The 19,670-nt window shown below is 40.8% G+C and carries 19 protein-coding genes; 6 read left to right on the top strand and 13 right to left on the bottom strand.

The window, feature by feature from the left end; translation table 11 throughout:
- Window positions 1–26: 26 nt before the first annotated feature.
- Genes PHEP_RS04310 through PHEP_RS04320 form a run of 3 tightly spaced genes read right to left on the bottom strand, consistent with a single transcriptional unit; the run spans window position 27 to window position 3,052 of the window.
- Entirely contained in the window at window positions 27–1,073 is a 1,047-nt protein-coding gene (locus tag PHEP_RS04310; RefSeq protein WP_012781022.1) for a glycosyltransferase family 4 protein, read from the bottom strand.
- A gap of 19 nt (window positions 1,074–1,092) precedes the next feature.
- Window positions 1,093–2,229: a glycosyltransferase family 4 protein gene (locus tag PHEP_RS04315; protein WP_012781023.1), complete on the bottom strand. Its 1,137-nt coding sequence runs from the start codon at window positions 2,227–2,229 to the stop codon at window positions 1,093–1,095.
- A 4-nt stretch (window positions 2,230–2,233) separates the two neighbouring features.
- Window positions 2,234–3,052 carry a 2,3,4,5-tetrahydropyridine-2,6-dicarboxylate N-succinyltransferase gene (locus PHEP_RS04320; RefSeq protein ID WP_012781024.1) on the bottom strand — a complete coding sequence of 273 codons (819 nt, stop codon included), beginning with the start codon at window positions 3,050–3,052 and terminating at the stop codon, window positions 2,234–2,236.
- 74 nt (window positions 3,053–3,126) lie between these two features.
- On the opposite strand from PHEP_RS04320, the gene PHEP_RS04325 reads away from it, so the two are divergent.
- Window positions 3,127–3,525, top strand: a complete 399-nt coding sequence (locus tag PHEP_RS04325; RefSeq protein WP_012781025.1) for an RNA-binding S4 domain-containing protein — start codon at window positions 3,127–3,129, stop codon at window positions 3,523–3,525.
- Window positions 3,526–3,535: 10 nt separating this feature from the next.
- Here the strand turns inward: PHEP_RS04325 and PHEP_RS04330 are convergent, their stop codons facing one another.
- A complete protein-coding gene (locus tag PHEP_RS04330; protein ID WP_012781026.1) occupies window positions 3,536–4,018 on the bottom strand; it encodes a nucleoside deaminase in 483 nt (160 codons plus the stop codon).
- A 66-nt stretch (window positions 4,019–4,084) separates the two neighbouring features.
- Window positions 4,085–4,672, bottom strand: a complete 588-nt coding sequence (locus tag PHEP_RS04335; protein WP_012781027.1) for an OmpH/Skp family outer membrane protein — start codon at window positions 4,670–4,672, stop codon at window positions 4,085–4,087.
- 244 nt (window positions 4,673–4,916) lie between these two features.
- Here PHEP_RS04335 and gyrB point away from each other — a divergent pair, with 244 nt between their 5' ends.
- A complete protein-coding gene (gyrB, locus tag PHEP_RS04340; RefSeq protein WP_012781028.1) occupies window positions 4,917–6,875 on the top strand; it encodes a DNA topoisomerase (ATP-hydrolyzing) subunit B in 1,959 nt (652 codons plus the stop codon).
- 53 nt (window positions 6,876–6,928) lie between these two features.
- On the opposite strand, the gene PHEP_RS04345 is transcribed toward gyrB, so the two are convergent.
- On the bottom strand, window positions 6,929–7,354 hold the full coding sequence (locus PHEP_RS04345) for a retropepsin-like aspartic protease (protein ID WP_012781029.1): 426 nt from the start codon (window positions 7,352–7,354) through the stop codon (window positions 6,929–6,931).
- A gap of 7 nt (window positions 7,355–7,361) precedes the next feature.
- Window positions 7,362–8,300 carry a malate dehydrogenase gene (mdh, locus tag PHEP_RS04350; protein ID WP_012781030.1) on the bottom strand — a complete coding sequence of 313 codons (939 nt, stop codon included), beginning with the start codon at window positions 8,298–8,300 and terminating at the stop codon, window positions 7,362–7,364.
- 151 nt (window positions 8,301–8,451) lie between these two features.
- On the opposite strand from mdh, the gene PHEP_RS04355 reads away from it, so the two are divergent.
- The 4 genes from PHEP_RS04355 (at window position 8,452) to PHEP_RS04370 (ending at window position 14,862) form a co-directional block, all read left to right on the top strand.
- Window positions 8,452–8,937 (top strand): lipocalin family protein, encoded by a 486-nt coding sequence (locus PHEP_RS04355; RefSeq protein WP_012781031.1) that lies wholly within the window; start codon window positions 8,452–8,454, stop codon window positions 8,935–8,937.
- Between the two features lie 68 nt (window positions 8,938–9,005).
- On the top strand, window positions 9,006–13,436 hold the full coding sequence (gene dnaE / locus PHEP_RS04360) for a DNA polymerase III subunit alpha (protein ID WP_012781032.1): 4,431 nt from the start codon (window positions 9,006–9,008) through the stop codon (window positions 13,434–13,436).
- A 123-nt stretch (window positions 13,437–13,559) separates the two neighbouring features.
- Complete coding sequence (gene trxA, locus PHEP_RS04365) at window positions 13,560–13,877, top strand: thioredoxin (protein WP_012781033.1); 318 nt, start codon at window positions 13,560–13,562, stop codon at window positions 13,875–13,877.
- Between the two features lie 16 nt (window positions 13,878–13,893).
- Window positions 13,894–14,862, top strand: coding sequence for a DUF58 domain-containing protein (locus PHEP_RS04370; RefSeq protein WP_012781034.1), 969 nt, complete (start codon window positions 13,894–13,896; stop codon window positions 14,860–14,862).
- On the opposite strand, the gene PHEP_RS04375 is transcribed toward PHEP_RS04370, so the two are convergent.
- Genes PHEP_RS04375 through PHEP_RS04400 form a run of 6 tightly spaced genes read right to left on the bottom strand, consistent with a single transcriptional unit; the run spans window position 14,859 to window position 19,454 of the window.
- The gene (locus tag PHEP_RS04375) at window positions 14,859–16,046 is read right to left on the bottom strand and encodes an aspartate aminotransferase family protein (protein ID WP_012781035.1); all 1,188 of its coding nucleotides are present in this window, start codon (window positions 16,044–16,046) and stop codon (window positions 14,859–14,861) included. The two genes, PHEP_RS04370 and PHEP_RS04375, sit on opposite strands and share 4 nt — an antisense overlap.
- 18 nt (window positions 16,047–16,064) lie before the next feature.
- Window positions 16,065–16,517 carry a hypothetical protein gene (locus PHEP_RS04380; RefSeq protein WP_012781036.1) on the bottom strand — a complete coding sequence of 151 codons (453 nt, stop codon included), beginning with the start codon at window positions 16,515–16,517 and terminating at the stop codon, window positions 16,065–16,067.
- Window positions 16,518–16,527: 10 nt separating this feature from the next.
- Window positions 16,528–17,010: a hypothetical protein gene (locus PHEP_RS04385; RefSeq protein ID WP_012781037.1), complete on the bottom strand. Its 483-nt coding sequence runs from the start codon at window positions 17,008–17,010 to the stop codon at window positions 16,528–16,530.
- Between the two features lie 34 nt (window positions 17,011–17,044).
- Window positions 17,045–17,605, bottom strand: a complete 561-nt coding sequence (locus PHEP_RS04390) for an RNA polymerase sigma factor (RefSeq protein ID WP_012781038.1) — start codon at window positions 17,603–17,605, stop codon at window positions 17,045–17,047.
- A gap of 20 nt (window positions 17,606–17,625) precedes the next feature.
- Window positions 17,626–18,585, bottom strand: coding sequence for a transketolase family protein (locus PHEP_RS04395; RefSeq protein WP_012781039.1), 960 nt, complete (start codon window positions 18,583–18,585; stop codon window positions 17,626–17,628).
- Between the two features lie 2 nt (window positions 18,586–18,587).
- Window positions 18,588–19,454 (bottom strand): transketolase, encoded by an 867-nt coding sequence (locus PHEP_RS04400; RefSeq protein ID WP_262495149.1) that lies wholly within the window; start codon window positions 19,452–19,454, stop codon window positions 18,588–18,590.
- Window positions 19,455–19,670: the final 216 nt, after the last annotated feature.

The following is a 19,670-nucleotide window of genomic DNA, read 5'->3' on the forward strand; positions in this document are numbered from 1 at the left end:
TAAAATTACAATTTTATACTTACTGTTTAGACATTCAGGCTTTCGTAAATTGCCCAATATGCTTTTGCACATTTTTGCCAGGTAAATTGCATGGCATGACTGATAATAGCCTGTTGGGGATTATTTTGCTGATAATGTTCCAGGCCATTTACCAGTACTTTTTGCATGGCCTCCGGATCAAAGCTCTCAAAATAATAGGCCAGGTTGCCGCCTATTTCCGGAAGAGAGGTTTTGTTGGAGATAAAAACAGGCTTCCCAAAAAACATGGCCTCAATAACAGGTATGCCAAAGCCTTCGGCAATGGAAGGGAAAAGAAAGGCTTTACAGTTCTTATAATACAGGTATTTGTCCTGGTTTGAAACCGGGCCGATTATTTTTACCCGTTCGCTTACCCCATACAATTCAGCCTGTTCCATGATCAGGCATTTGTAAGCTTCATCGGCTTTACCTGCAATGATCAGCTCAAGATCATTATTTTGAAGTAAAGGAACCAATACGTGGAAATTTTTCTTTGGTATTACTGTGCCCAGGGCAAAAAAGAATGGTTTTGCATCCGTAATTTGTGTGTTTTTATAGTCGGGAAAAGATTTTACCTCACATCCGTTATAGACAACAGAGATGGGTTTATTTCCAACTTTCAGATGTTTGATAACATCCTGTCTGGTAAATTCAGATATGGCAACAATGTGATCTGCCCGGTTGATATTCTGTTGAATTTTTTTCAGGTATTTTTGTTGCTTTTGAACGGTTTTTTTTTCGTACAGAAAATTAAGGTCGTGTATAGTGAGTACTTTTTTAATCTTCTTATCCTTAGGGATGTATGAGGTAGACTGGTAAGTAGTATGCCAGATGTCTATATGTTTATACCCAGGAAAAATAAACTTGTGGAAGCTTTTTTGGTTTAATGTATGAATGGGATGACCAAAATATTCCTCATCTTCCCTGCGCATGTAAAATGCAAGTCTATCGTCTTTAGGTTTGATCTGAAGAAGGGATTCACCCAATTGCAGGCAATATTCGAACAGTCCTGTAAATGGATATTTCATTCTTTCTGCATCAAAAACAATTTTCATAAAGCATTTTTTGAGTTATTTATTTTCTAATTGTCCTGATGTTATGGAGCGTTTTGAGATATAATTGCATCAACTGCGCACTGATGTCTTCATTGTTAAATTTCTGAACATAAGCACTGCCTTTTTCTTTCATCTCCATTTGCAGTTCAGGGTTATCCAGTATTTTATTTATAGCCTGGGCTAAAGCCTTATCATCTTCAGGGGCTATATATAAGCTACTTTCACCACCCGCTTCTTCCAAACAGGAACCCCGGGCTGCGACTACCGGAACCTTACAGTACAAGGCTTCTATAATCGGAATGCCGAAACCTTCATATAGAGAGGGATAAATAAAAGCTGTAGCCAGCTGATATATGGCAGGAAGGTCGGTAAATGGAACATGCTGTAAAAAAAGAACCCTGTCTTTCAATCCGAGCAGTTCTATTTCATTTTCAACCAGTGTGAAGTATCCTGTTTTTTTTCCGATGACTACCAGTTTATAATCCGAATTGACATTTTTAAGTGCTTTTATTAAGGTCAGGAGGTTTTTTCTCTGCTCAATTGTACCCACATTTAAAATGTATTGATCAGGTAAAGTATAATTTTTTTTAACCTGCTCTTGCAGCGCTTCAGTAGCGGGCAATTTAAAGCTGTCATCGCAACTCTGATAAATTACTTCTATTTTATTTGCAGCTATGTTATATAATTCAATAATATCCTGTTTGGTGCGCTCGCTGATGGCAATGATCCTGTTGGCGTGTTTACAGGCATATTTCGTTTTAAATTTATAAATAAGCCGGTCAATGAACCCATAATACTGAGGGAACCTGATAAAAATAAGATCGTGTATGGTTACGATGGATGGGATGCCCGTTTTGTGGATGCCGATTGGAAGTTCATGGCTAAGGCCATGATAAAGGGCAAGCCTATCTTTTTGCAGCTGGGTTTTTATGCCCAGGCTTCGCCAGAACAGTCCTTTGGATTCAGGTAGTTTTAAATGAACCTTTGGTGTTTCCTTAAAAAGCCTGATCTGCGGATGGTCTTTTACTTTCGGGCTATAAACAAAATATTGGTTTTGAGGGAAATGTTTTGCCAGATGAGCAATTAATGAGCGGCTGTAATTGCCTAAACCCGTCAGGTTATTTGCCGCTCTTTTTCCATCAAAACCAATATTCATCAGCTTATACTGCTACATTATTTTCTCTCAATGCATCATTAAGCGAAGTTTTTTTATCTGTTGATTCTTTACGCTTACCAATAATCAGCGCACAGGGTACATGGTATTCTCCTGCAGGGAATTTTTTTGCATAAGAACCAGGAATAACCACAGAGCGGGCCGGCACAATGCCTTTATATTCAACCGGAGTCGGACCAGTAACATCTATAATCTTTGTAGAAGCTGTTAATACTACATTGGCACCCAATACCGCTTCTTTTTCTACTTTTACACCTTCAACTACAATGGCCCTTGATCCAAGAAAACAATTGTCTTCTATAATTACCGGAGCAGCCTGTATAGGTTCTAAAACACCCCCAATACCCACGCCACCACTCAGGTGTACATGTTTTCCAATCTGCGCACACGAGCCTACTGTAGCCCAGGTATCGACCATGGTACCCTCATCCACGTAAGCACCAATGTTGACATAAGAAGGCATCATAATTACCCCTTTTGCTAAATATGCACCGTAACGTGCACTGGCACCCGGCACTACTCTTACACCCAATTCTTTATAATTGGTTTTAAGTTTCATTTTGTCGTGATAAACAAAAGGGCCGGTTTCAATCACCTTCATTTGTCTGATAGGGAAGTAAAGAATAACTGCTTTTTTGATCCATTCATTTACACCCCAGGAGTTTAAAATAGGCTCTGCCACACGCAGTTCTCCTTTATCCAACTGCATTACTACAGTTTCTATTGCTTCGCAATGCTCACTATATTCTAATAAAGTTCTGTCTTCCCAAGCGGCTTCTACTAACTTTTTTAATTCTGCTATCATGATTGTTTGTTATTTTTTTGACAAAATAAATGAATTTTATCATAATCCTTCAATATTATCTACTTTTGAATGTTATGACTGAGCAGGAAAAATTAAGAATAGATAAATATTTATGGGCAATAAGACTGTTTAAAACAAGGAGCCTGGCAACGGAGGCCTGCAAAGCAGGGCGCGTTAAATTTAAAGGTCAGAACCTTAAACCTTCGGCCATAGTGAAACCCGGCGATGTGTACCAGGTATCAAAAGGAATAGAAAAAAAAATGATTGAAGTGGTGGAGTTACTGTACAACAGGGTGGAAGCAAAAATTGCAGTCACAAAATATAAGGACGTTACACCTGTTGAAGAGACACATGCATTTAAATCGATGTTTCATGCCCCAACATTAAAAAGGGACCGGGGCACGGGCAGGCCAACCAAAAAGGACCGCCGTGAAACGGATGACCTGATTGGCGGGATGTTTGAAGGAGAGTAAGGAAACGGGATCAGTAATCTGCACGTCTGGCCGATTTTTCCCACAACCTGAATGCATGCATGGCCTCATCCCTCATCATTTGTTTAATGGGCAACTTCCTTTTGTGCATAGATTTATCCAGTTCATCGTAAATGAATTTGTCGCTAAAACCAATATTAGCCGCATCGTCTTTGGTATTGGCAAAATAAATCGCATCTATTTTGGCCCAGTATATGGCGCTCAGGCACATAGGGCAGGGTTCACAACTTGTGTAAACGGTACAACCGCTCAGGTCGAATGTTTTTAATTTTTTACAGGCCATCCTTATGGCCGATACCTCTGCATGTGCCGTAGGGTCGTTGGTTGAGGTTACTTTGTTGGCACTTTTTGCAATCACTTTTCCATTTTTCACAATTACTGCGCCAAAAGGGCCGCCAACTGTATCCAGCACATTTTCTTCTGAAAGCTGTATGGCCATTTTCATGAATTTTTCGTGTTGATCCCTCTTCTCCATAATTATAAATATACAAAAAAAAATGCCTCCGGTTTTACCGGAGGCATTTCATATCATTGTGAGTGTTTATTTTTTGTAAGCTTCATTTAAGCCAATAATAACTTCGCTGGTTACATCTAGGCTTTCATCGGCAAATAGAATTGTACCGTTTCCTTTTGAGTAGCCCAACACCATTTTATAGCCTTTCTTTTTTGCGTATACTTTCAAATAATCAGCCACTTTATCATACAGTTTTTCATTTTCGGCGGCCTGTTCATTTTGAAGTGCAGCACCTGCATTTTGCGAATAGGCCTGTAATTCCTGTTGCTTGCGTGCCAGTCTTTCTTCTGTGGCGGCGCGCTGATCCGCAGGTAGGGTATTTGCCTGCTGCTGATACTGTGCTACTTCGCGTTTAAAAGCATCCTGTTTGGCTACCAGGTCTGATTGTGCTGTTTTAGATTTTCCATCTAATTTTACTTTCAGGTCCTTAAAATATTGATATTTTGTTAGCAGTGAGTCTGAATTTACGTAAACAATTTTCTCACTGTCAGAAACAGCCACAGCATCAGTTGTTTTAGTTGTAGTGCCTTTTGTTTCTTTGTTCTGACACGATGCCATCACTGAAACTATGGCTACCGCAGTAGCAATGCTGCTTAATTTTAATGTTGTCTTCATCTATTTAAATTATTCTAATTGTCAAATGTAGCGTTCTTTATAAGCCCTGTGGCGCTCATTTGAATCCCGCATGGTATATCCTTTACCGATAAATTTCAACAAATATAAAATTTCAAAATTAGTATCCTAAGGAATATGTTTTTTAGCGCGTTTTTCAATCCTTATTTACTCAAATAGTTATCCACATTTGCCTTAAATTGACCATAATTGGTTAAATTTGAATCTTATTGTTTTATTAAAAAATATGAGCGAAGAAAAAGATCCAAAGTCAAATTATTCGGCAGATAATATACAGGTATTAGAAGGTTTGGAAGCGGTGCGTAAGCGCCCTTCGATGTATATAGGAGATACCGGAATTAAAGGTTTGCACCACCTGGTGTATGAGGTTGTAGACAACTCTATAGATGAAGCACTGGCAGGACATGCTGATACCATTTATGTAAATATTTTAAAAGATAACTCAATCAGGGTTGAAGATAACGGACGTGGTATCCCTACCGGGATCAACACCAAGGAACAAAAGTCGGCTCTTGAAATTGTAATGACCGTATTACATGCCGGTGGTAAATTTGATAAGGATACTTATAAAGTATCCGGCGGATTGCACGGTGTAGGGGTAAGTTGCGTAAATGCCTTATCTACCCATTTAAAAGCCGAAGTTCATCGTGAAGGAAAGATCTGGGTACAGGAATACAATATCGGTAAACCACTCTATGAGGTAAAATCTATAGGTGACACCGATAAACTCGGTACCATTATAACATTCACTCCCGACCCAACCATCTTTACCCAAACAACAGAATACCGTTATGATACACTGGCTTCAAGATTAAGAGAGCTTTCTTTCCTGAATAAAGGTATCAAACTTACGCTGACTGACGAGCGTGAAACCTTGGAAAACGGCGAGTTTCTTTCCGAACTTTTCCATTCCGAAGGCGGCTTAAAAGAATTTGTCCAGTTTCTGGATGGTACAAGACCATCTCTGATTCCTGAGCCTATTTATGTTGAGGGCATAAAAAATGGTATCCCAGTAGAGCTTGCCCTGCAATACAATGACAGTTATTCCGAAAATGTGCACTCTTATGTGAACAACATCAATACACATGAAGGCGGTACACATATTGCTGGTTTTAGAAGAGGCTTAACCAGAACATTAAAAGCTTATGCCGATAAATCAGGCCTGCTGAAGAATGTGAAGTTTGAGATTACCGGTGATGACTTTAGGGAAGGCTTAACCGCAGTAATTTCGGTTAAAGTACAGGAACCTCAGTTTGAAGGGCAAACCAAAACCAAGCTGGGCAACTCTGAAGTGATGGGGGCAGTTGATATTGCCGTTGGTGAAGCTTTGGGTATTTATCTGGAAGAGTATCCTAAAGAGGCCAGAATGATCGTTAACAAGGTTATTCTTGCCGCTACAGCACGTGCAGCGGCCCGTAAGGCCCGCGAAATGGTACAACGTAAAAGTGTAATGGGTGGTTCGGGCTTACCAGGTAAGCTGGCCGACTGTTCTGATAGTGATCCGGAAAAATGTGAACTCTACCTGGTAGAGGGTGACTCGGCCGGTGGTACTGCCAAACAAGGGCGCGACCGTAACTTCCAGGCTATATTGCCTTTGAAAGGTAAAATCCTGAACGTAGAAAAGGCAATGGAGCATAAGATCTATGAAAATGACGAGATCAAAAATATGTTCACGGCACTGGGTGTGAGTATTGGTACTGAAGAGGACGATAAGGCTTTAAATTTAGCCAAGCTGCGCTACCACAAGATTGTGATCATGACGGATGCTGATATTGACGGCTCTCACATTACTACGCTTATTTTAACCTTCTTCTTCCGGTATATGAAAGCCCTGATTGAAGCAGGTTATGTATATATTGCTGCACCACCGCTTTACCAGGTTAAAAAAGGTAAGGAATTTGAATATTGCTGGAACGATAAGCAGCGCGATGACGCTGTACAGCGTTTAAAGGGTGCAGGAAAGGAAGAAAGTGTGCACATCCAACGTTATAAAGGTTTGGGAGAGATGAATGCAGAACAATTGTGGGATACTACCTTAAATCCGGCTACGCGTACATTAATGCAGGCTACAATTGAAAATGCTGCTGAGTGTGATCATACTTTCTCTATGCTGATGGGGGACGAAGTTGCACCACGCAGGGATTTCATTGAAAGAAATGCGAAGTATGCGAAGATTGATGCTTAGCAAAATTTATTTCAATTTATAAAAAGAGGGGTGCTGATCAGTACCCCTCTTTTTTATGCTTCGTAAAGAAAAAGTTTCATCTTTTTGTAATTGATGGTGGCATTATATTTCAGTAAAAGATCACTGCCAATAATAGCTTTAATGGTCGGGTGGCCCAGACTTTCATAAGCCTGGTTAACCGCTTCCAGGTCCAGTGCCACAGCTTCATAGTCCTTTAAAACCAACCTGCCTATCTTTATTTTGGGAATGACAGCCTGTAAGGTGCTCGAAGTGGTAAACAGGGTAGTGGCCTGGGTTTCTTCGGTATGCTCCAGGTCTCTGATATGGTTTTTGACCAAAGCCATGTCAAAAACAGATCTGGAAGCTCCGGTATCAACCACAGCCAATAATTTTTGTCCAAAAACAACAATTTCCACCAAAAGGTGGAAACCGTCGTCTTGTAAATTTATTAATGTTAAGGGAATTGAAACAGACCTCATTTATTCCCTATATCAATTTCATATCTGTAAGTACATTGTTCATTGCGCGTACAGCATCGGCACTTTGGTTAAAAGTGGCCTGCTCTTCGCTGCTCAGTTTAAAGTCAAGGATTTTCTCTACCCCGTTTTTGCCTAATATTACAGGTACCACCAACGAAATATCTTCCTGTCCGTATTCACCTTCCAGATATACACCAGAAGAAATCAGTTTTTTCTCATCCCGTACAATGCTCTCAACCATTGCAGCAGTACCAGCACCAGGAGCGTACCATGCAGAAGTGCCAATTAGTCCTGTTAAAGTAGCGCCGCCTACCATTGTAGCTTTTACCACTTTATCCTGTTGTTCTTTGCTCAGCAATTGTGTAACCGGGATGCTGTTCCAGGTAGCGTGGTTTATTAAGGGGATCATGGTTGTGTCACCATGTCCGCCAATAACCACTGCATTCAGGTCAGAAGGGGAGCAGTTCAGCTCCTGGCTCAGGTAATATTTAAATCTTGATGAATCTAAGGCACCACCCATACCTATAATCCGGTTTTTAGGAAGACCGGAAGTTTTTAAAGTTAAATAGTTCATGGTGTCCATTGGATTGGAAACAACAATGATAATTGCACCCGGAGAGAATTTGAGGATATTCTCGGTTACCCCTTTTACAATCCCCGCATTAATACCTATCAGTTCTTCTCTTGTCATTCCAGGCTTACGAGGCAATCCGGATGTAATTACAACTACTTCCGAATCCGCAGTACTTGCGTAGTCGTTGGTAACACCTTTGATTTTGGTGTCAAAGCCCAGTAAAGCGGCTGTTTGCATCATGTCTATTGATTTACCTTCGGCAAAGCCATCTTTAATATCCAGTAAGATCAATTCTTCAGCTAGTTCTTTTCTGGCAATATTATCTGCACAAGTGGCACCTACGGCACCGGCACCTACAACCGTTATCTTCATATAAGTAATTTTTTTTATGTATGTTACCTTCCCTTCGAAGTTATAAAATTACATGAGTTTAAAAAATGGTTTTGAAAACTTTATTCTTCCTTGCGGGTTTTATGATAAAGAATTTACATTTGCCAAATACTAGATCATCGGAGGAAAATTTATGGAGAACCAACCTGTACAACGAGTAGATATTATGGCATATGCGGGAAAATGGTATTCGCTGTATTCTATTCCAACCTTTATGGATAAACATTGGAGAGAAAAGGTAGAAACTTATGTAATTCACCCTGATGGATATTATGCCGTGTTTACTACATATAAGGTTACAGGTCAGGACAAACGCAAATACATACGGTCCAAACTTTTTGTGGTAAGGGGCAGTAACAATGCGGTATTCAAGGCCCAGTTTGTATGGCCTTTTAAGGAAGATTATTGGGTTATAGAGCTTGCAGATGATTATTCCTATGTAGTAGTTGGGCATCCCAAACATAAGCACTTATTTATCATGGCCCGGAAGCCTGAAATATCTGCAACATTGTATGCAGAAATTACAGAACGCTGTACAAAAAAAGGCTATGAAACTTCTAAACTTGTATCGCAGGAACATAAGGCCGTTCAGCAGGCCCCTGAGAAAGAACATGTTTAAATCTTTTCCCATATAAATTAAAACCGCCAATATAAGCGCAGGTAAAATTCTGTATTTTTGTTCCTGCTATGTATTTAATATTTGACACCGAAACCACAGGTTTACCACGCAATTGGAATGCGCCAATTACCGATACTGACAATTGGCCAAGGTGTATTCAAATCGCCTGGCAATTGCATGATGAGCTGGGAAATATGATAGAGCATCAGGATTACCTGGTGAAGCCCGATGGTTTTAATATACCCTATGACGCCGAGCGTATTCATGGAATCTCTACAGAGCTGGCTACAGAGCAGGGGATAGAACTGGCTGAAGTTTTAGAGAAATTTAATATTGCTTTATCCAAAGCTAAATTTGTTGTTGGCCAAAATATAGGTTTTGATGTCAACATTATGGGCTGTGAGCTTTACAGGCTGGGTGTAGAAAGCCCGATGGCGCAAATGCCTGTGCTGGATACCTGTACCGAAATTACAGCCGAGTTATTGAAACTTCCAGGTGGGCGTGGGGGTAAATTTAAACTGCCTAACTTAACAGAGCTTCACCAGTATCTTTTTGGTGAGCCTTTTGCCGAGGCCCACAATGCTACAGCCGATGTTGAGGCTACTACCCGTTGTTTTTTACAGCTGATCAAAATAGATGCCTTCAGACCAGAGCAGTTGCAGGCCGATCAGCAATACATAACCCGTTTTAAACAAAATACCCCGCAGGTATTTGAACGTGTTGGCCTGAACCACATCAACCTGAAAGCGGCCTCTGATGAGATCAGGAAACGCCTGCAAAAAGATGATGGAGGAAAAATCTCCAAACGTACTTTAGAAGAAAATAAAGAAGCGCTAAAAGATGCTGCTTTTGTGCATTTGCATAACCATACCCAATTTTCGGTATTGCAGTCTACCATCAACATCCCTTCCCTCATCAAAGCTACGGCAGCCCATAAAATGCCGGCCGTAGCCATAACAGATCATGCCAACATGATGGGGGCATTCCATTTTGTAAGCCAGGTGCTTAACCACAATAAAGGGGTAGAAGCCAGAAATGCTGCTGCAATAGAAAAAGGTGAAACGGCAGAGGAGCAGACCATTAAACCAATTATAGGCTGTGAATTTTTTGTCTGCGAAAACCATGAAGACAAAAAGAGAAAAGACGATGGTTACCAGGTGGTTTTCCTGGCCAAAAATAAAGCCGGTTATCATAACCTGGCTAAAATGTCGTCCATTGCCTATACCAGGGGTTTTTATTACATCCCCCGGATAGATAAGGCCATAGTTGAACAATATAAAGAGGATATCCTGGTTTTATCTGGTAACTTATATGGAGAGATCTCCAGTAAGCTCTTAAACATGGGTGAAAAGCAGGCCGAAGAAGCACTGCTCTGGTGGAAATCCCAGTTTGGCGATGATTTTTATATCGAGCTGATGCGGCACAACCAGGAAGATGAAGATATTGTAAATGCCACACTTGTAAACCTTGCAAAAAAACATGAGGTAAAGCTGATCGCTACCAATAATACCTATTACATCAATAAAAAAGATGCCAATGCGCATGATATTTTATTGTGTGTAAAAGAAGGCGAGAAACAGGCTACCCCAATAGGGCGCGGAAGGGGTTACCGTTTTGGTTTACCTAACCAGGAGTACTATTTCAAATCTCCTGAAGAAATGAAAAGCCTGTTTGCTGATTTGCCGGAAGCGATTAGCAATATACAGGAGGTAGTAGACAAGATCGAAGCCTATAAACTGGCCCGGGAGGTACTTTTACCTAAATTTGATATTCCTGAGGAGTTTTTAGTTAAGGAAGATGAAGAAGACGGAGGCAAAAGAGGGGAAAACAAATTCTTAAGGCACCTGACTTATGTTGGGGCAAAAAAGAGATACGGAGAAATTACAGACGACATTGCGGAGCGGCTGGATTTTGAGCTGCAGACCATTGAAAAGACCGGTTATCCCGGATATTTTCTCATTGTACAGGATTTTATTGCCGAAGCACGGAACTTGGATGTATCTGTAGGCCCCGGAAGGGGATCAGCTGCAGGTTCTGCTGTGGCCTACTGTTTGGGTATCACCAATATAGATCCAATTAAATACGATCTCCTTTTTGAGCGTTTCCTTAACCCCGATCGTGTATCCATGCCCGATATTGATATCGACTTTGACGATGAAGGCCGTGGAAGGGTTATGGATTATGTAATCAAAAAATACGGATCTAACCAGGTTGCCCAGATCATCACTTATGGAACCATGGCCGCCAAATCTTCTGTAAAGGATACGGCCCGTGTGCTCGACCTGCCACTTTTTGAGGCAGAGAAGATCGCCAAGCTGATTCCGAATATGAAGCTGGCTAAGATTTTTACCCTCGATGAAAAGAGTTTAAAAGAGGCACTTCGTGCTGATGAATATGAAAAGATCCTGGAGCTTAAAGCCCTGGCGGGTGCCAAAGACCTGGGGGCGAAAACACTGGAACAGGCGCAGATTTTAGAGGGCTCTTTAAGAAATACCGGTATCCATGCCTGTGGGGTAATTATTACACCAAGCGACATTACCAATTTTGTTCCGGTTGCTACCGCTAAGGATTCAGATCTGTATGTTACCCAGTTCGACAACTCGGTGGTGGAAAGTGCAGGTCTGTTAAAGATGGACTTTTTGGGGTTAAAAACCTTAACCCTCATTAAGGATACCGTTAAACTGGTTAAATCCAGGCATAACATAGACCTGGATCCCGATAATTTTCCGATTGACGATGAGCGGACATACGAGCTTTTCCAGCGTGGGGAAACCATTGGTATTTTCCAGTACGAAAGTACGGGGATGCAAAAATACATGAAAGAGCTGAAGCCTACTGTATTTGGCGATTTAATTGCCATGAACGCCTTGTACAGGCCGGGCCCCCTGGAGTATATTCCGAGTTTTGTGCGCAGAAAAAATGGTGAAGAGGAGATTAAATATGATCTGGATGCCTGTGAGGAATATTTAAAAGAAACCTACGGGATTACGGTATATCAGGAGCAGGTGATGCTTTTGTCGCAAAAGCTTGCTGGCTTTACCAAAGGCGAGGCCGATGTATTGCGTAAGGCAATGGGTAAAAAGCAAAAGGATGTACTGGACAAGATGAAGCCGAAATTTATAAAGCAGGCAGCAGAGAAGGGCCATGATGCGGTGATATTAGAGAAAATCTGGAAAGACTGGGAAGCTTTTGCCTCTTACGCCTTTAACAAATCACACTCTACCTGCTATGCCTGGATTGCTTACCAGACCGCCTATTTAAAGGCCCATTATCCTGCCGAGTATATGGCGGCAGTACTGTCCAACAATATGAGCGACATCAAGCAGGTTGCATTCTTTATGGAAGAATGCAAGCAAATGGGTGTTCAGGTACTGGGCCCTGATGTAAATGAGTCTGACATTAAATTCTCGGTAAATGCACAGGGCGAGGTACGCTTTGGCCTTTCGGGTATTAAAGGGGTAGGAGAAAAAGCCGTAGAAAGTATTATAGAAGACAGACTGGAGAAAGGCATGTATAAAGACCTTTACGATTTTGCCAGAAGGTCTAATACCCGAACCGTAAATAAAAAAGCCTACGAAAGTTTTGTGTATAGCGGGGCTTTTGATGCATTTGGATATCATCGTGCCCAGTATTTCTTTGTGGGCATTAACGATAAGATGAATGGCATAGAAAAAGTAATTAAATATGCCAATGATTTTCAGAACAATGAATCTTCTTCCCAATCTTCCCTGTTTGGCGGTTCTGTAGCCGATCTGATCCTGGAGCCAGCTTTACCTGTTGCGCCTGAATGGAGTTTAATTGATAAGCTGAAGTACGAAAAAGATGCCATCGGAATCTTTTTGTCCGGGCATCCCCTGGACAATTATAAGCTTGAATTAAAAGAATTCTGCCAGCATAAAGTAAAATGCCTGTCACTGGTAAATAAAATCAGGACAGGCGATACCAACGAAGAGGTACTGGCCGAGTTTGAAAGCATAAAAAACAGGGAGCTTGTGGTTGGAGGCCTGGTGGTAGTGGCTGCACAGCGCATGACAAAAACAGGAAAGCCTTTTGGCACATTGGTGTTCGAAGATTATGACGACAGTTGTGAACTGGCTTTATTTGGCGATGATTTTATCAAATTTAAGCAGTTTTTAACCGATGGTTATTTTTTACAGATCCGTGGAAGGGTAGCTGAACGGTTTAGAAAAGAGGGCGACTGGGAGTTTAAGATTACTTCCATTAATCTTTTGTCAGAACTAAGGGATAAACTGGCCAAAAGTGTAACCATCCAAGTACCTATTGAACGTGTTAACGACGACTTTATGGGGCAGATCCTGGCCATTCTGGAAAATAATAAAGCAACTACCGAGCAGCAAAACTGTCAATTGCTGTTCGATGTGTACGACAGGGAACAGAATGTGATGGTCAAATTGCCTTCAAAATCGTTAAAAATTAACCCCACCAACGATTTTCTGAGTCAGATAGAAGCCTTAAATGTGAGTTCTAAGTTGAACTAATGTCATAATGGCACTGGCCGGATTGATGGCATCACAATTGATGATATATTTGTAGTCTGCAAGACCTGCATGTAAACAGATCGGGCAAGCTAAATAAGAGAACTAATATTAAAAAATAGAATTATGGCTTTAGAAATCACAGATGCTAACTTCGAGGAAGTTGTATTAAAATCAGATAAACCCGTTTTAGTTGACTTTTGGGCAGAATGGTGTGGTCCGTGTCGCATGGTAGGTCCGGTAGTAGATGAAATCTCAAAAGAATACGAAGGTAAAGCGCTTGTAGGAAAAGTGAATGTTGACAACAACCCTCAGATCTCTACTCAGTTTGGCATCCGTAATATCCCTGCTTTATTGTACTTTAAAAATGGGGAAGTGGTAGACAAACAAGTTGGCGCCGTGCCTAAATCTGTACTGGCCCAAAAATTAGACAAACAGTTGTAAAAACAATTATATACGAATGAAAAGCGTTCATAATTATTATGAACGCTTTTTTTATATTTACAGCATGCAGTCGCCAATTGATGAAACAACCTTACATTTTAATGGCAACCTTGAATTACTGGCCAGGCAGGTAGTGGAAGGTTTTATTACCGGATTGCACAAAAGCCCTTTTCACGGTTTTTCTGTTGAATTTGCAGAACACCGGCTTTATAATGTTGGCGATAATGTTAAAAACATCGACTGGAAACTTTATGCCAGGACCGACAAGCTTTTTAGCAAACGCTATGAAGAAGAAACCAATCTGCGCTGTCAGTTCATCATCGATGTTTCTTCGTCCATGTATTTCCCTTTAAAAGCATACAATAAGCTTAATTTTTCTGTACAGGCGGTTGCTGCATTGGTTTATTTGCTAAAAAGGCAGCGCGATGCCTTTGGCCTAAGTCTTTTTACCGATCAGCTGGTATTGAATACCCCGGCTAAATCTACCACCACCCATCAAAAATACCTGTTCGCAAGACTGGAAGAAATTTTAAAAGCCGAGCAGATGAACGTAAAGACCAATCTTGACCAGGCTTTGCACCAAATTGCAGAGCTGATCCATAAACGTTCCCTGGTGGTTGTGTTTAGTGATCTGCTCAGTACTGCTCAGGATGAACATCAGATCGAAGGTTTATTCTCGGCCCTTCAGCACCTGAAGTTCAATAAACATGAAGTCATCATTTTTAATGTGACAGACAAAGCAAAAGAAGTAGATTTTAAATTTGAGAACCGTCCTTATCAATTTGTTGATATGGAAACGGGTGCTATACTAAAAGCACATACCTCAAAAGTTAAAGATGCCTATCTGTTAAAGATGCAGGCCTACAGGCAGGCCATTCAGCTTAAATGTGCACAGTACAAAATTGATATGGTTGATGCAGATATTGCCAAAGGATTTTACCCCATATTACAGGCTTATCTAATCAAGCGTCAAAAAATGAGTTAAACCAGGGCGTCTGCATTCTTCAAAATCACTGCACAGGCCCATTTTATCTCTTCCTCGCTAATGATAAGCGGTGGCGCTATCCGCATGGCATTGCTGCAATGTAAAAACCAGTCGCTGATCAGCCCGTCTGCAATACAGGCATCGATGATCTTTTTATTGAGCTCAAAATTTTCAAATGCTATGGCGATCATCAGACCTTTGCCCCTTACTTCTTTAATTGCCGGGTGTACCAGTAGTTTTTTAAACAGTTCAGCTTTAGCCGTAACCCCCTCTACCATGTTTTCAGTAATGATGGTCTGTAAAGTTGCCAAACCTGCTGCACAACTCACCGGATGCCCTCCAAAAGTGGTGATATGGCCCAGTATTGGATTTGTTGCCAATGAAATCATGATCTCCCGCGAGCTGATAAAAGCACCTATGGGCATACCGCCACCAATGCCTTTTGCCAGCAACAAAATATCCGGAACAATGCCAAAATGTTCAAAGCCAAACATTTTACCCGTCCGGCCAAAACCACACTGTATTTCATCCAATACCAGTAAAGTTCCTGTTGCTGTACATTTTTTTCTCAGCGCTTCAAAATAAGATGGATCAGCCACCCTAATCCCTGCCTCACCTTGTACGGTTTCTATAAACACTGCCGCGGTGCGGGTAGTAATCTGGTCCAGATCCTCAATCCTGTTGTAATTTATAAATTTAATGTCTGGTAAAAGCGGCCGGTAGGCCTGTTTAAATTCTTCGTTGCCCATCAGGCTTAGGGCACCTTGTGTACTGCCGTGATAAGAATTATGGCAGGCAATAATTTCTGAACGTTGTGTATATCTTTTGGCCAGTTTCATGGCACCTTCTACAGCTTCAGCTCCCGAATTAACAAAATAAGTGCAGTTCAGGTTTTCCGGTAAAACAGCTGCTAGTGCTGCTGCAAAATTTACCTGCGGGTTTTGCACAAATTCGCCGTAAACCATAATGTGCATATAGCTTTCTGCCTGTTGCTGTACCGCATTTACCACAGCTGGGTGGCAGTGGCCAACATTACTTACCCCAATACCGGCAATTAGATCCATGTATTTTTTGCCATCTGCATCATAAAGATACATTCCTTTGGCCCTGTTAAATGCCAGTAGAAGCGGATCTAAAGTGGTTTGGGCATTGTGCTGCAGAAATAATTGGCGTTGTGTAAGCATGGCCAAAAATACAAAAATTTAATTTGGCTGCGGTTTGTTGTTAAATCTGTATTTAGCTAAAATTTCCTTTTTAAAAGTCTCCTGGGCCCTGTAAAACTTACCTACTATTTTAATTGGTAAATTCGATTTTAAGCGGTAATAATATTTTTTTTCCAGATTTAGTTCACGTTGCTTAAAACTAAAGTCGTTCACAATCAGGTTCTGTACCTCAGTGTCCGACAGTTCTTCAATTTCGGTGAGCTTTCTAAAGCTGATCATTTTTTGCACACGCTCTTTACGTAAAGCGGTCTGTTCTTTTTGCCAGTCGTTATAAATGGGCCAGAAAATCTTCGCTTCTTCACTCGAAAGGTCAAGTTTCTGGGTTAAATAACCTATTTTGTACGATTCAATTTCATTGTTGCGTTCTCCATACTTTTGCGCAGTTGCAATAATGGGGAACATGAATAGAAAAGCAATAATTACCTGTTTCATTTGATGATATTTATAAACCCGAAGCAATGTCACTCTGCGTATAGTTGTTAAGGATATAATTTTCCAGCGCTACTTCAGTAGGCGATGGTTTTGTTTGTTGTAAATCGTTGGCTTGTATATGGTCAATGATAACCTGTTCATCTATATCATACAACAGCTGTTCAGTTGCAAAATCCCTGTAAACTGTTTTTTTATGTGGCTGCAGTATATCGTAAAAATAAAAACCGGTTGCACTTAAGATTACAAAACAGGCAGCTGAAGCATATTTTAACAGGCCGGAACGCCATAAACGAAGCACCTTCTTTTCCTTCGTTGTTTTATTTAATATGCTGGCCTGTAGTTGTTCAAAATAATTTTCAGGAACACTATAACCATCGCTGGCTGCAACAGCTTTAAGCCGTTCCGTTACAACCTTAGCCTGTATGGCATTGCCAAGTTCACTAAAATAGTTGTCGGGGGTAGTAAAACCGCTTTCTGTTAATTTCTCATCCATCTCAGATATATTGATACATTATAGCTCAAAAGGTTTAAAAGGTAATGTCTTCATTTAGCATAAAAACTTCAATTTTCTTTACAGCGATATGAAAGGATGCTTTTAAGGCACCTACACTAGTCCCTGTTATTTCCGAAATTTCTTCATACTTCAGCTCATCAAAATACTTCATGTTAAAAATCAGGCGTTGTTTTTCCGGTAGGGTAAGTAAGGCCTGCTGAAGTTTTAACTGAACTTTATCACCATTAAAATGAGAAGAAGCAATCAGGGTTTCTGAAAGTTCGGCCGATACTTCATCCAGGGGTGTATTGTTTCGTTGTTTCTTTTTGTTTAGGAAAGTGATGGATTCATTGGTGGCAATCCTATAGATCCAGGTATAAAGCTGCGAATCGCTGCGGAATTTTTCAAGGTTCTTCCAAACCTTTATAAAGGTGTCCTGCACCAGGTCGTCAGCGTCATCATGATCGATGACCAGCCTTCTGATGTGCCAGTAAATCTTTTGTTGGTATTTATTTAGAAGCAGGTTAAAGGCTTCATCCCGAGTTTTTATATTGGAGAACTTCTCTAAAATCTCTGAATCTTCAACCTGCTTCATTATGATGTGCTTGTCGCTTATTATTTTTTGGCTCTTTTAATGACCTTTTGTGCAGCTTCAACAATGTTTACACTGTCTAATCCGTATTTGGTCATCAATTGATCAGGTGTTCCGCTTTCTCCAAAACTATCGTTTACGGCAACAAATTCCTGTGGTGTAGGCAGCTCTGTTGAAAGTAACCTTGCAACACTTTCTCCTAAACCACCATATTTATTATGTTCCTCGCAGGTAACCACGCAACCAGTTTTCTTTACTGATTTAAGGACTGCTGCTTCATCCAAAGGTTTAATCGTGTGGATGTTTATAATCTCAGCATCAATGCCCAGTTCAGCAAGTTTCTCTCCGGCCTCAATAGCTTTCCAAACCATATGGCCGGTAGCAATAATGGTTACATCTTTGCCTTCATTTACCATCCAGGCCTTTCCAATTTCAAATTTCTGGTCAGGATCTGTAAATACAGGGATTACCGGGCGACCAAAACGCAGGTAAACAGGGCCATGGTGTTCAGCAATAGCAATGGTAGCAGCTTTAGTCTGGTTATAATCGCAGGTGTTGATTACTGTCATACCAGGCAGCATTTTCATCAGGCCTATATCTTCCAGGATCTGGTGGGTTGCACCATCTTCGCCCAGGGTCAAACCTGCATGCGAAGCACAGATTTTTACATTTTTGTCAGAATAAGCTACCGACTGGCGGATCTGGTCGTAAACCCTTCCGGTCGAAAAGTTAGCAAAGGTTCCGGTAAAAGGAACTTTTCCTCCAATGGTTAAGCCAGCTGCAATACCAATCATATTGGCTTCAGCAATACCGATCTGGAAAAAGCGTTCAGGAAATTCCTTAATAAATGCATCCATTTTTAATGAGCCTACCAGATCAGCACAGAGTGCTACTACTTCAGGGTTCTTTTTTCCGGCTTCAAGCAATCCAGCTCCAAAACCAGAACGCGTATCTTTTTTTTCAGTGTATGTATACTTCTTCATGCTTAATAATCTTTTAGGGTACTACTTAATTGCGCCAAAGCTGCGGCAAGCTGCTCATCATTAGGGGCAACGCCATGCCATTTGTGCGATCCCATCATGAAATCAACGCCATAGCCCATCTGTGTGCTCATTAAGTTCAGGATTGGTTTACCTTTACCAGTCAGTGATTTTGCATAATGTAATGCTTTAACAATGGCATCCATGTCATTACCATCAGAGTTGATCACATGCCATCCGAAAGCTTCAAATTTAGCTTGCAGGTTTTCCAGCGACAATACCTTTTCAGTAGGGCCGTCAATTTGTTGTCCGTTATAATCAATTGTCGAAATCAGGTTGTCTATCTTGTTAAAGGGAGCATACATAATGGCTTCCCAGTTCTGACCTTCCTGTAATTCGCCGTCTCCGTGTAAAGAATATATAATTGAATGATCTTTGTTCAGCTTTTTTGCCTGGGCTGCGCCAATAGCTACCGACATGCCCTGGCCCAAAGAACCAGATGCTATCCTTACACCAGGAAGCCCTTCATGTGTAGTAGGGTGCCCCTGTAATCTTGAATTTAATTTTCTGAAAGTAGCCAGTTCACTTACCTCAAAATAGCCTGATCTGGCCAGGACACTGTAAAAAACCGGTGAAATGTGTCCGTTTGAAAGAAAAAACAAATCTTCGCCTTTTCCATCCATTTTAAAATCAGTAGAGTGGTTCATGATTTCAAAATACAATGCAGTCATAAAATCTGCACATCCTAAAGATCCTCCCGGGTGTCCCGATTGGCAGGCATGTACCATTCTAACGATATCCCTTCTTACCTGAGCAGCGATATCTTCTAATTCATTAATTGTATGTTTCATTAATTGGGGTTGTTGATTAATAAGGCAAATGTAATTAAAAATACTTTGGGCTTAAGCTATTAAGTCGCAAAGTTCAGTTGATAGCAGTGAAATCCGGGGAAAAATTCTGTACTCCTTCATTTTAAACAAACGTTTGCGTTAAAAAAGTTAATTAAGCACGGAATTCCATGAAATTTTATATTTTTAGAGCTTCAAGTTTTTAAAATAGTTAAAAAAGTAACCAACACCCAAAAACTA

This window comes from Pedobacter heparinus DSM 2366 (genome assembly GCF_000023825.1).
Classification (GTDB): Bacteria; Bacteroidota; Bacteroidia; order Sphingobacteriales; family Sphingobacteriaceae; genus Pedobacter; species Pedobacter heparinus.

Coding starts and splice junctions, on each gene's coding strand:
- PHEP_RS04310 (WP_012781022.1), bottom strand. CDS start 1,073: ATGAAAATTGTTTTTGATGCAGAAAGAATGAAATATCCATTTACAGGA.
- PHEP_RS04315 (WP_012781023.1), bottom strand. CDS start 2,229: ATGAATATTGGTTTTGATGGAAAAAGAGCGGCAAATAACCTGACGGGT.
- PHEP_RS04320 (WP_012781024.1), bottom strand. CDS start 3,052: ATGATAGCAGAATTAAAAAAGTTAGTAGAAGCCGCTTGGGAAGACAGA.
- PHEP_RS04325 (WP_012781025.1), top strand. CDS start 3,127: ATGACTGAGCAGGAAAAATTAAGAATAGATAAATATTTATGGGCAATA.
- PHEP_RS04330 (WP_012781026.1), bottom strand. CDS start 4,018: ATGGAGAAGAGGGATCAACACGAAAAATTCATGAAAATGGCCATACAG.
- PHEP_RS04335 (WP_012781027.1), bottom strand. CDS start 4,672: ATGAAGACAACATTAAAATTAAGCAGCATTGCTACTGCGGTAGCCATA.
- gyrB (WP_012781028.1), top strand. CDS start 4,917: ATGAGCGAAGAAAAAGATCCAAAGTCAAATTATTCGGCAGATAATATA.
- PHEP_RS04345 (WP_012781029.1), bottom strand. CDS start 7,354: ATGAGGTCTGTTTCAATTCCCTTAACATTAATAAATTTACAAGACGAC.
- mdh (WP_012781030.1), bottom strand. CDS start 8,300: ATGAAGATAACGGTTGTAGGTGCCGGTGCCGTAGGTGCCACTTGTGCA.
- PHEP_RS04355 (WP_012781031.1), top strand. CDS start 8,452: ATGGAGAACCAACCTGTACAACGAGTAGATATTATGGCATATGCGGGA.
- dnaE (WP_012781032.1), top strand. CDS start 9,006: ATGTATTTAATATTTGACACCGAAACCACAGGTTTACCACGCAATTGG.
- trxA (WP_012781033.1), top strand. CDS start 13,560: ATGGCTTTAGAAATCACAGATGCTAACTTCGAGGAAGTTGTATTAAAA.
- PHEP_RS04370 (WP_012781034.1), top strand. CDS start 13,894: ATGAAAAGCGTTCATAATTATTATGAACGCTTTTTTTATATTTACAGC.
- PHEP_RS04375 (WP_012781035.1), bottom strand. CDS start 16,046: ATGCTTACACAACGCCAATTATTTCTGCAGCACAATGCCCAAACCACT.
- PHEP_RS04380 (WP_012781036.1), bottom strand. CDS start 16,517: ATGAAACAGGTAATTATTGCTTTTCTATTCATGTTCCCCATTATTGCA.
- PHEP_RS04385 (WP_012781037.1), bottom strand. CDS start 17,010: ATGGATGAGAAATTAACAGAAAGCGGTTTTACTACCCCCGACAACTAT.
- PHEP_RS04390 (WP_012781038.1), bottom strand. CDS start 17,605: ATGAAGCAGGTTGAAGATTCAGAGATTTTAGAGAAGTTCTCCAATATA.
- PHEP_RS04395 (WP_012781039.1), bottom strand. CDS start 18,585: ATGAAGAAGTATACATACACTGAAAAAAAAGATACGCGTTCTGGTTTT.